At 66.5% G+C, this 11576-nt stretch carries 8 protein-coding genes; 6 read left to right on the forward strand and 2 right to left on the reverse strand.

The genetic code is table 11. The features are described from left to right. Window positions 1-417: 417 nt before the first annotated feature. The 4 genes from ACFTSA_RS11310 (at window position 418) to ACFTSA_RS11325 (ending at window position 6066) form a co-directional block, all read left to right on the forward strand. Window positions 418-702 carry an HU family DNA-binding protein gene (locus tag ACFTSA_RS11310; protein ID WP_003803320.1) on the forward strand — a complete coding sequence of 95 codons (285 nt, stop codon included), beginning with the start codon at window positions 418-420 and terminating at the stop codon, window positions 700-702. A gap of 118 nt (window positions 703-820) precedes the next feature. Next, window positions 821-2983, forward strand: coding sequence for a cytochrome c oxidase assembly protein (locus tag ACFTSA_RS11315; protein ID WP_377951354.1), 2163 nt, complete (start codon window positions 821-823; stop codon window positions 2981-2983). Further along, complete coding sequence (locus tag ACFTSA_RS11320; RefSeq protein WP_377951355.1) at window positions 2983-4995, forward strand: NHL domain-containing thioredoxin family protein; 2013 nt, start codon at window positions 2983-2985, stop codon at window positions 4993-4995. Before ACFTSA_RS11315 ends, ACFTSA_RS11320 begins: the two co-directional genes overlap by 1 nt. A gap of 189 nt (window positions 4996-5184) precedes the next feature. After that, window positions 5185-6066: a type IV toxin-antitoxin system AbiEi family antitoxin domain-containing protein gene (locus tag ACFTSA_RS11325; protein ID WP_377951356.1), complete on the forward strand. Its 882-nt coding sequence runs from the start codon at window positions 5185-5187 to the stop codon at window positions 6064-6066. 63 nt (window positions 6067-6129) lie between these two features. Here ACFTSA_RS11325 and ACFTSA_RS11330 read toward each other — a convergent pair whose 3' ends face one another. After that, entirely contained in the window at window positions 6130-7122 is a 993-nt protein-coding gene (locus ACFTSA_RS11330) for a hypothetical protein (RefSeq protein WP_377951357.1), read from the reverse strand. A gap of 129 nt (window positions 7123-7251) precedes the next feature. After that, window positions 7252-8961, reverse strand: coding sequence for a helicase HerA-like domain-containing protein (locus tag ACFTSA_RS11335; protein WP_377951358.1), 1710 nt, complete (start codon window positions 8959-8961; stop codon window positions 7252-7254). A 153-nt stretch (window positions 8962-9114) separates the two neighbouring features. Here ACFTSA_RS11335 and ACFTSA_RS11340 point away from each other — a divergent pair, with 153 nt between their 5' ends. Continuing rightward, window positions 9115-10104, forward strand: a complete 990-nt coding sequence (locus ACFTSA_RS11340) for an LLM class flavin-dependent oxidoreductase (RefSeq protein WP_377951359.1) — start codon at window positions 9115-9117, stop codon at window positions 10102-10104. A gap of 145 nt (window positions 10105-10249) precedes the next feature. Continuing rightward, the gene (locus ACFTSA_RS11345) at window positions 10250-11572 is read left to right on the forward strand and encodes a hypothetical protein (RefSeq protein WP_377951360.1); all 1323 of its coding nucleotides are present in this window, start codon (window positions 10250-10252) and stop codon (window positions 11570-11572) included. The last annotated feature ends 4 nt before the right edge of the window (window positions 11573-11576 follow it).

Here is an 11576-nt window from a genome sequence, read left to right on the forward strand (position 1 = left end):
TACTGCACCCGGGAGGGTGTGGGAGAGTAGGTCACCGCCGGACAACCATTAGGTCGAGAGCCCCAACCACACGGTTGGGGCTCTCCCGCATTTAAACACCATTCTTCACAGTGCCGCTGAAGATAGGGCCTGGGGTTCGACTCCACCAGCACGCACACGGCAGGGGTTTTCACACGCTCCACCCGTGGCCCCTCCCGGAGCAGGACCTGTCGGGGAAGCACCAGACGGGAGCGTGGATCCAGGATGGAGGCCGCATTTGGATGGAAATCCTTGAAATACCGGTGATTTAGGTCAAAAAGTGGCGGAAACACGCGGAATTTGTCCCTCTCGCGGGTGCAAGCTGGTAAGTTTTCGAACAGTGGCTTGCACGCACGCCGCATGCAGGATCCAGAATCAAAAGCGTCCAGGAGGACATACATGGCTAAGAACCGTAGTGAACTTGTTTCCGAGGTAGCAGGCAAGGCCGGCACCAGCCAGGCAGCCGTCAACTCCGTGCTCGATGCACTGTTCGAGGTTTTCGAATCTTCTGTCGCCGCCGGCGAGAAGATCACCATCCCGGGCTGGCTCGCAGTTGAGCGCACTGACCGTGCAGCCCGCACTGGCCGCAACCCGCAGACCGGCGAGACCATCCAGATTGCCGCTGGCCACAGCGTCAAGCTGACCGCCGGCTCCAAGCTGAAGGCCGCTGTCTCCAAGAAGTAGTCTTTACGCAGCTCAAAGGAGCGGCTCCCCCGCAGGGGTGCCGCTCCTTTTGCTTTTAACCACGGATCCGCCGAGGCCCCGATTCGCTGCCGTGGCGACGGTAGCGGACAATGGATAGGTGCCCTCAGCAGCAAAACCCCTAACACCGCAGCCAGCGCCCGATTCGGGAACGCGGGCCACTGACAGTGCCTTCGGCATTCCGCGGGCCTGGCAGCTGGCCGGACTCGGTGCCCTCTTCCTGGGGCTGGTGGCCGCGCTGCTGTTCTCCGGTGCCGCAGCCGCCCGCGAGGTCTCCGACCCCGGTGCACTGGTCCGGTGGGGGCTACCGGTCAGCAAGGCCATCCACAATGTTTCCCTGGCCACGGTGATCGGCGGGCTCATCTTCGCCGCGGGAGTTCTGCCGCACAAGCTCGGTGCCGCGCGGTCGAAGGAGACCGACGCCCCCGAGCACCCGGCCTTCACCCGCGCGCTGGCCATCGCGGCGGCCGCCGGCGTCGCGTGGACGCTGTCTGCCATTGCTGTGCTGGTGCTGACTTACTCCGATGTGGCGGGGCAGGGCATCTCCGGGGATGCCGAATTCACCCGTGCCCTCGTGTACTTCATGACTGATATTGAAACCGGGCGGGCCTGGCTGGCAGTCACGATCATCGCCGCTGTCGTGACAACCGCCCTCTTTGGAGTGCGTTCCCTGACTGGCCTCGCGTTCACGCTGCTGCTCGCGCTGATCGGCCTGGTTCCCACCGCCCTGATCGGCCACTCCGCCAGCTCCAATGACCACGAGGGTGCCATCAACTCGCTGGGCCTGCACCTGGTGGGCGTCAGCGTCTGGGTAGGCGGCATCATCCTGCTCGCCCTGCTCTCCGGCAGTCTCGCGCCCCGCAAGCTGTCCCGCAGCGGCCAGATGTCGCAACCGGGAGGACAGGACATCACCGAGCCCGTCCTCCGCCGGTTCTCCTCGCTCGCAGGTTTCGCTTTCGCGCTGGTCTTCGCATCGGGCGTCATCAATGCCAGCATCCGCGTGACCAGCTGGGCCGCCCTGTTCGACTCGGCCTACGGGCAGCTGATCCTGGCGAAGGCCGCCGCCACACTGGTCCTGGGCGGCATCGGCTTCATGCACCGGCAATGGGTCATCCCGCAGCTGGCCCGCGCCGGGGCGTCCCTGTCCGCACGCCGGGTCCTCTGGCAGCTGATCCTCATTGAACTCCTCATCATGGGCGCCACGTCCGGCATCGCCGTCGCACTGGGCCGCTCGGCGCCGCCGGAACCCACCACGTATGCCCCCGATGCCTCCCCGGCCTTCATCCTTTCCGGCTACGAGCTGCCCCCCGAGCTGACGCCAGAACGCTGGCTCACCGAGTGGCGCCTCGACTGGCTCTGGATCGCCGTCGGAATCTTCGGCCTGGTGTCCTACCTGCTGGGCGTGGCCAAGGTCCGCGCACGCGGGGACAAGTGGGCCTGGTTCCGCACGACGAACTGGATCATCGGTCTTGTGGTGCTGACCTACATCACTTCGGGACCGCCGTCGGTATACGGCCGCGTACTGTTCTCAGCGCACATGGTGGACCACATGGCCCTCACCATGGTGGCCCCGATCTTCCTGGTCCTGGGCGCCCCCGTGACGCTCGCGCTCCGCGCACTTCCGGCGAGGAAGGACGGGTCCCGCGGCCTGCGCGAATGGATCCTGCTGTTCGTGCACTCGAAGTTCTCGCAGGTGGTCACCCACCCGCTGTTCGCGGCGGCCAACTTTGCCGGCTCCATCATCCTGTTCTACTACTCGGACGCCTTCAGCCTGGCGATGCGGGAACACGTGGGCCACGAGCTGATGAACCTGCACTTTGCCCTGACGGGGTACATCTTCGTGCTCAGCATGATCGGCACAGACCCGCTGCCGCGCCGCGCCCCCTACCCTTTCCGGCTCCTGCTCCTGCTGGCCACCATGGGCTTCCACGCCTTCTTCGGCGTGGCCATCATGGGCGGCACCAACCTGCTGGCCGCCGACTACTTCGGCAACCTCGGCCGCACCTGGGGAGGCTCGGCCCTCCTGGACCAGCAAATGGGCGGCGCCGTGGCCTGGGGAATCGGCGAAGTGCCCACACTTCTGGTGGCGATCGGGGTCGCCATCATGTGGTCCAGGTCCGATGAACGCGAGACCCGGCGCACCGACCGGGCCGCGGACAGGAATAACGACGCCGATCTGACCGCTTACAACGATATGTTTGCCAAATTGGCCGAACGCGATGCCAAGCTGGCTGAACGCAACTCAAAGCTGGAAGGACGCTGATGAGCGAAACCGTACGCACCCACCTCCGGGTCCGCGCCTCCGAACTGGTGGGCCGTAACTGGCTGAACACCGGCGGCAAGTCTCTGGACCTGGAAGCCCTGCGCGGCAAGATCGTGCTCCTGGACTTCTGGACCTTCTGCTGCATCAACTGCCTGCACGTGCTGGACGAACTCCGGCCGCTGGAGGAGAAGTACTCCGACGTCCTGGTCACCGTGGGCGTGCATTCGCCGAAGTTCGAGCACGAGGCCGATCCTGTCGCGCTGGCCGCCGCCGTGGAGCGCTACGAGATCCACCATCCGGTCCTGGACGACCCCGAGCTGGAAACCTGGAAGGCCTACACGGCCCGCGCCTGGCCCACGCTGGTGGTCATTGACCCCGAGGGCTACATCGTGGCACACCTGTCGGGTGAGGGCCACGCCGACGGCCTGGGCGTGCTCATTCCCGAGCTGATCGCCGAGCATGAGGCCCGCGGCACGCTTCACCGCGGCAGCGGCCCCTACGTGGCCCCGGAGCCGACGTCGGGAACCCTGCGGTTCCCGGGCAAGGCACTCTACCTTCCCGCCGGCCGTGGTTCGGCGTCCGCCGGTTCAGCGTCCGACGCCGGTGCTGCCGCCGGCACGGGTGCCAACGGCACCGCCGACGCGGGCACCTGGCTGGTCACCGATACCGGCCACCACCGCGTTCTGGAGCTCGGCACCGACTTCCACACCGTGCTGAACACGTACGGTTCCGGGGAGAAGGGACATGCCGACGGCGCCGCCGGCGCCGCCCGGTTCAACGAACCGCAGGGTCTTGTCCTGCTGCCGGAAGACGTGGCAGCGAAGACGGGCTACGACGTCGTAATTGCCGACTCCGTCAACCACCGCCTGCGCGGACTGTCGCTCGCCGACGGAACCGTCACCACCCTTGTTGGAAGCGGTGTGCAGCGGCTCCTCGAGACCGGGCCCGCCCGCGTGGACGAGGACGCGGCCGGTTTCACCGGACGCCTGGGGGACCACCCCCTGAACGTTGCCCTCAGCTCGCCGTGGGATGTTGTCTGGTCCAGCAAGCTGAACGCCGTGGTGGTCGCCATGGCCGGTGTGCACCAGATCTTCAGCTACGAGCCGCTTACCGGGGATGTCTCGATCGTCGCCGGCAACGGGCTGGAAGGCCTGCTGGACGGGGCTGCCCACGAGTCGTGGTTTGCGCAGCCGTCGGGTGTGGCCGAGGACGCCGACGGGAACATCTGGGTTGCGGACTCTGAGACCTCTGCCCTGCGCAAACTGGTGATCGACGACGACGGCACCGTCACCGTTGAATCAGCGGTGGGCAAGGGCCTCTTCGACTTCGGCTTCCGCGACGGCAAGGCGTCCGAGGCGCGCCTGCAGCACCCGCTGGGTGTCACGGTGCTGCCGGACGGCTCCGTTGCGATCGCCGATACCTACAACGGTGCTGTGCGCCGCTACGACCCGGCCGCCGGCACCGTCTCGACGCTGGCGCGTGGCCTGGCCGAGCCGTCTGACGTGATTGTCGACCACACCCAAGTGGCGGGCTCCGAGCCGCTGCTGGTGGTGGTGGAGGCGAACAAGCACCAGCTCGTGTACGTGCCCATCCCCAAGGAGGCCCAGCAGGTGGACGAGGGGGCCGCCCAGACGCACCGGCCCAAGAGCCCTGTGGCCCCCGGGCTGCTGCAGCTCGCCGTCCGCTTCACGGCGCCCACCGGGCAGAAGCTCGATGACCGCTGGGGCGACCCCACCCAGATGAAGATCTCCTCCACCCCGCCGGAACTGCTCGTGTCCGGCGGCGGGACCTCAGTGGGCTTGCTCCGCACGCTCGAGCTGGCCTCCGACGTTCCCGAGGGCGTGCTGCACATTACCGCCCGCGCCGCTGCCTGCGACGGCCCCGAAACCGAAGACGGCGAGATCCCCGACCACGCCGCGTGCCACCTCTACCAGCAGGACTGGGGAATCCCCGTGGTGCTGCAGGCCGACGGTGACACGGACCTTGTGCTGGACCTGCGCGGCATGGACTAAGGTCCCCCGAGGCTGAGCCGGCGCCTGGCTGACGCGGCCCGGTTTTCCGCCCTCGCGGCGCGAAAGCCGGGCCCTTGCCGTTGCTTTGGGGTCCAAAACCGGGCCTGTCCGGCCACCGACGAAGGGCACTTGTTCACATGGACCAAGTAATGCCTGACGCGGGAGTCATGCGGCAGGCAGGGTGGACGTGTGGATCCCGCGTACATCATCAGATCCGCCGGCGGTGTGCTGCTGACACGGGACGTGCTGGCCAGGGGTGCCTCGGAGGCAAGTATTCGCCGGGCCGTCCGTAGCGGTGCGGTCTTGCGGGTTGAGCGCGGGCTGCTTGCCGTGGCTGGGGCGGACCCCGAACTGGTGGCGGCCGGGCGCATTCGTGGCCTCCTGACTTGCGTGTCAGCCGCTCCGAGGTTCGGCCTATGGCAGCTCCGTCCGGCAACGCAGCCCCATTACTGGCACAGCAACGGCCGGGCAGCCGAGGGCTGCGTCAGCCACCGCCTTGCCCTGACGCAACCGAGACGCCACGGAACCGTCGCCGCGCTCCCGGATGTCCTGCTCCAATCCCTGCTGTGCCTGCCGCCCCTGGAGTCGCTGGTGATGGTGGAGTGCGCTTACAACCGGGGAGACATAGACCCCACGTTCCTGCGCAACCACCTCGTCGGTAACCGCTGCGGGAAGGCCCGGGACGTTCTGGCAAAGGTGGAACGGGGCTCCGATTCACTGCTGGAGACTCTGGCCCGCGTTCTGTTCCGTGAGGCGGGGATCGCCACCGAAACCCAGGTTTGGATCGATGGGATCGGAACCGTGGACTTCCTGTTGGAAGGCTTCCTCATCGTGGAGCTCGACGGGGTCGCCTTCCATCCCGAGTCGCGGCAGTTCAAGAAGGACCGGCGGCGGGACAATGCCGCCGCCGTGCGGGGGCTGCCGGTCCTTCGCTTCTTCTATGACGACGTCGTTCACGCGCCGGAAATGATGTTGGCACAGGTGCGGGAGGTCCTGGCCCGTGGTTCATCACGCTGGCCGCAGCCGGACCAGCCCGGTTTCGGGCCTTACAGGCGGTTGCTGAGGCCGTAATGATGGGGGACGGGCCATTGAAGATGGGCCAGTCCGGCAGACCGCCCAGCTCGGCACCAGGCCTTAGAAGGTGAGCAGCGGCGTGACCTTGATGGTGTCGCCGTCGATGTCCAGACGCGTGGTGAAGCTGAAGTCGTGCTCCTCGTTCAGCGGCGAGACGGCTCCGGTGAACAGGTCGATCTGCTGGGCCGTGATCTTGGCCTTGCCGTCCAGCGGCGCCACCACCCACTTGCCGTCAAACGGCTCGATGGTGACCTTCGGGTACTGGGTGATGCTCCACTTGATGGTCCCGTCCACCACGCGGTTGTTGGTCACGTGGTAGAACGGGCAGTCGGGCTGGAGCCGCTGCTGCTGGCCGGCTTCCGCGGCGCACTTGTCGAGGAACTCCTTCACCCGGGCGGACACTGCCTGGTTCAGCTCGTCCGTGGCGTGCGTCAGCAGGTTCAGCGGCGCGGCGGGAGCCTCCCGTCCGGAGACCGTGGCCCGGGTGGACGGAGCCGCGAAGTACTGGCCGTTGAGGGACGCCTCGTACTCGCCCGGATAAAACACGGCGAAGCTGTTGTGGCCGCCGGGCATGTTCACCGGCACGCCGTTCATCGTTGCCTCGCTGGAGTTCACCACCGTCACGTCCACGGTGGGCAGTGTGGTGGGCACGAAGGACCATTTGTGGAAGAACAGCCATTCGGTGCCGGTGCTCTCCAGCAGGAACTCGGTATGCAGCTGGCTTCCGTCGATGGTGTAGTCCATCGGCACCATTACCCGGTTGCCGCCACGCGCAACAGCGGCGCCGAGCTTGACGTTGGTGATCCGTGAGGCCGAGGTCTGCAGGGCCGTGCCGTCGAGCATGGCGGGATCGGCGTCAGGTACCGACGCGCGGAGCAAGCCAAGCGCGCGCTCGCCTTCACCATGCTGCAGGGCCTCCAGATATTCGCGGACTGGCTGCTGCGGACTGGCCACGGAGGAGTTGACCAAATTGACCGAAATGATGGCGCCAACGATGGCAAGCATGAGGCCCAGCAGCCATCCGGCCGCCGTCTTCACCAACGCTTGACTCATTTGCACGCACCCCACGTTACCTGCAACGCCCGGCAACTCTGGAGTAGGGCCGGTCCCCGTGACGCTCAGCCAGCGTGCAGGAAGGCCCGACGGCGGGGGCTCACCGGCCGCTTCCGGCGCTGCCTTACGCTAGCGCCGGCGCCGGGACGAGGTGCCGAAAACGCCCCGCAGGAGCTCCCGGCCCAGCTGGGTGCCCATGGACCGGGCCATGCTTTTCAGGCCGCTGCCAAGGACCCCGCCCAGGGCGCCGGTGATGTCATCCATCATGCCGCCGGACGCGGGAGCCTGGCGTCTGGCCGGGGGCGGAGGCGCGGGCCTGCTGTCGGGCTGGCTGTTGGGCTGCCTGCTGCTGGGGCGGCCGAGGATCTCCTCCTCGATACGGCGGGCTTCGTCGTCGATGGCTGTGGGGTCAGGACTGCCGGGAACGAACACTTCGGGCGACGGCACAGGCGGCTGACCCGGCGCCGCGGCGCCGGTGGCCGCCCCTGCCTTGCCGGTTAGCTTCTCGTACGCTGAGACGTTGTCCACCGCCGTGCCGTACTTCGCGAGCAGCGCCGACCCCGCCACGGTGCTCCTGACCAGTTCGGCGCTGCTGGGACCCATGACGGATTCCGGTGCCCGCAGCCGGGTGAGGGCAACCGGCGTCGGCGCTCCCCTCTCGTTCATGACCGTAATGACGGCCTCGCCGATGCCCGCGGACGTCAGGGTTTCCTCGAGATCGTAGTCGCTGACCGGGAACGTGGAGACGGTGGCCTTGAGCGCCTTCGCATCCTCCGGCGTGAACGCCCGGAGGGCGTGCTGGACGCGGTTGGCCAGCTGCCCGAGGACGTCCGCAGGAACATCCTTGGGGGTCTGCGTAACGAAGAAGATGCCCACGCCCTTGGAACGGATCAGGCGGACGGTGGTGGTGATGGCTTCCAGGAAGGCCTTGGAGGCGTCGTTGAAGAGCAAGTGCGCCTCGTCCAGGAAGAAGACGAGCTTGGGCTTGTCGAGGTCGCCGGCTTCCGGCAGATCCTCGAACAGGTCGGCGAGCAGCCACATGAGGAACGTGGAGAAGACCATCGGCTTGGTCTGCAGGGTGGGCAGCTCCAGGCAGCTGATGACGCCGCGCCCGTCAGGTGCCGTGCGGAGCAGCTCGGCGGTGTCGAACTCAGGCTCGCCGAAGAAGCGCTCCATGCCCTGCGCCTCGAGGGTGACCAGCTCGCGGAGGATGACGCCGGCGGTGGCCTTGGACAGGCCGCCCAGGTCCTTGAGCGCTTCTTTGCCCTCGTCGGAGATGAGGAACTGGATGACGGCGCGCAGGTCCTTCAGGTCCACCAGCTCAAGGTTGTTCTTGTCGGCAAAGTGGAACACGAGCTGGAGGCTTGATTCCTGGGTGTCGTTGAGCTCCAGGACGCGGGAGAGCAGGATGGGCCCGAACGATGTAATTGTGGCGCGGACCGGGACGCCGTCGCCGTCCCCGCCGAGGGCCAGGAACTCCACCGGAAACGTCTTCCCGGACCAGGCCTGCCCGATGCTCTCGGTCCGCTTGGCCAGCTTGTCGCTTCCGGCGGCCGCCGTGGCCAGCCCGGAGAGGTCGCCCTTGATGTCGGCCAGGAAAACGGGCACCCCGGCGGTAGAGAGCTGCTCGGCCATCATGTGCAGGGTGACGGTTTTGCCCGTGCCGGTGGCGCCGGCCACGAGCCCGTGGCGGTTCATCATGGACAGCGGCAGCCGGACCGGAGCGTCCTTGTACAGTTCACCGTCCACGATGGCGGCGCCCAGCTCGATGGTGGCACCCTCCAGGGTGTATCCCTTTTGGATGGTGGCTACTTTATCTGCGGTGGACTTGTTGGCCATGCCGCCAGCATAGCGGGCGGTGAATGGACGGGATATGTGGACAGCGTCACCGGCGGGGAAAGAAATAACCCGGGCTCCGCCGTCGTTGTTGCTTACGTGCCGAACCACATCGAGGCTGGCACCTGTGCACCCCCTACGAAAGGCCATCCTGCCGTGACTGTTCCCCTCTCCATCCTCGACCTGGCAACCATCGGCAAGGGCCAGACGGCGGCGGAGAGCTTTGCCGGGAGCGTCGCCATGGCGCAGCTGGCCGAGAAGCTGGGCTACCGGCGGGTCTGGTACGCCGAGCACCACAACATGTCCTCCATCGCGTCGTCCGCCACGTCCGTGCTGATCGCCCACGTTGCCGCGCACACCCAAAGCATCAGGCTGGGCGCCGGCGGCGTAATGCTGCCCAACCATTCCCCGCTCACCATCGCGGAGCAATTCGGTACGCTGGAGACCCTGCATCCCGGCCGGATTGACCTGGGCCTTGGCCGTGCGCCCGGCAGCGACCAGAACACCATGCGCGCCCTGCGGCGTGACCCGCAGTCGGCCGATACCTTCCCGCAGGACGTTCTTGAATTGCAGGGCTACCTCACCGGGCCCACCCGCGTGCAGGGCGTGGAGGCGACGCCGGGCAGGGGAACCAATGTGCCCCTCTACATCCTGGGCTCCTCCCTCTTCGGGGCGCGCCTGGCGGCCCAGCTGGGGCTGCCGTACGCTTTCGCCTCCCACTTCGCGCCGAATGCGCTGCAGGACGCCGTCGCGCTGTACCGCCGGGAGTTCAAGCCGTCGGAGCAGCTGTCCGCTCCGCACGTCATCGCCGGGGTCAACGTGGTGGCCGCCGATGCCGCCTCGGACGCCCAGGAAATGCTGCGGGCCACGATGCGGGCCCGCGTCTCGCTGTTCTTCGGCGGGGGCCGGCAATTCACCGACGACGAGGCCGACATGATCCTGGATTCGCCGCAGGGACAGCACGTCTCGCAGATGATGAAGTACTCGGCCGTGGGCACGCCCGACGTCGTGCTCGATTACCTGGACGGCTTTGCCCGGCACGCCGACGCCGACGAGCTCATAGTGGCGCACCAGAGCACCGGAACCGCCGAACGGCTGCGCTCGGTGGAGCTCCTTGCAGAAGTGGCCGGACTGGTGAGCGTCTAAGTCATATCTGTTGACTTCGACCGGGGCGGAACCTAGCTTTAAGGGCGCAAGGTCTCGATCTAAACGCTCATTGCCGGCTGGGTTGAATGTAGCGGTCTCACATCACTGCAGACCCAGGCCGCCATCCTGAATGCCTGGGGAAAAATTGAAGATCAAGTCTCCGGCCGCGGCCGTTCTCACCACCTTCCTCATGGTCGGCGGGCTGATTGGCGGCGCGGCTGCTCCGGCGTCCGCCGCGGGCACCACGTACTATGTCAGCGCCGCCGGCAGCGACAGCAACTCCGGCACGGCCAGCACATCGGCTTGGAAGACGCTGTCCAGGGTCAACCAGGCGGTGCTCAGGCCGGGTGACACCGTCAGCTTCCGGCGGGGCGACACCTTCAGCGGCGGCATCGTCACCGCACAAAGCGGAACCTCCACCGCCCCCATCACGCTGAACAGCTACGGCACGGGCAACGCCCCCATCGTCACCGGCGGTAAATCCGGAAACTGCATCAGGATCAACGGCAACTACACCATCCTTGAGGGCCTGCGCGCCGTGACGTGCGGCTACGCGGGAGTCAGCGTCACCGGAGACCGCAATACCGTGCGGAACACCAGCGCGTCCTACAACCCCGTTGGACTTAAGGTCGGCACCGGCTCCGACTTCGGCAAATACACGGGAAATTCACTCACCAACAACAGCGTGATGAATGTAAACACGCCGGGTACAAATTGCGGGACGTCGGCGGCCGTGAACTGCAGCGACGACTCGGGGGCTTTTGGCGTACTGATCAACGGCAGCGACAACGAGTTTTCCGGCAACACCGTCAGCGGGTCCACCGGCAAATCCTATGACTACAACCAGGACGGCGGTGCGTTTGAAATCTACAACGGCAACCGCAACAACATTCACCACAACGTTTCGCTTGACAACAACAACTTCTCCGAACTTGGAAAGTCCTCGGGCACGGCGGACGGCAATACGTTCCGGTACAACCTCATCCGTTCAACCTGCGGCGCCAACTGCTCCGAGGCCAAGGGTCTGATTGCCCGTGGAAACGGAACGTCATTCGGTCCCACCAACGGCACCGTCTTTGAGTTCAACACGGTCTACCTGACCGGCACCCATTCACAGGCGATCGTCTGCCACGCGACCTGCCCCGCCTCGACGGTGATCCGCGCCAACATCCTGGTGGGCGTCAGGAACTCCCTGTGGATCAACGGTTCCGGCTGGACCGAGAAGCAGAACGTCCTGAACGGCCCCGTCAACATCACCCCGAACAGCACGTCGACGACGGCGCCGGTCCGCTTCGCGAGTGCTCCGGCGGACCTGCGCCTGACGGGCACCAGTCCCGCCATCGACAGGGCCGGCACCACGCCTTACACGGTGGACCTTCTGAAGGCCCCCGCCGTGCAGAACGGGGACTGCTCCGGAACGGCCGCTGCTGATGCCGGGGCATATGAATACGATTCGCCCAACTGCTGACAGC

It is taken from the genome of Arthrobacter sp. NPDC057013 (genome assembly GCF_042674585.1).
Taxonomy (GTDB): Bacteria; Actinomycetota; Actinomycetes; order Actinomycetales; family Micrococcaceae; genus Arthrobacter.

Bases quoted from the DNA above. Each gene is read 5' to 3' on its own strand.
- ACFTSA_RS11310 (WP_003803320.1), top strand. From the start codon at position 418: ATGGCTAAGAACCGTAGTGAACTTGTTTCCGAGGTAGCAGGCAAGGCC.
- ACFTSA_RS11335 (WP_377951358.1), bottom strand. From the start codon at position 8,961: ATGGCCAACAAGTCCACCGCAGATAAAGTAGCCACCATCCAAAAGGGA.
- ACFTSA_RS11330 (WP_377951357.1), bottom strand. From the start codon at position 7,122: ATGAGTCAAGCGTTGGTGAAGACGGCGGCCGGATGGCTGCTGGGCCTC.
- ACFTSA_RS11320 (WP_377951355.1), top strand. From the start codon at position 2,983: ATGAGCGAAACCGTACGCACCCACCTCCGGGTCCGCGCCTCCGAACTG.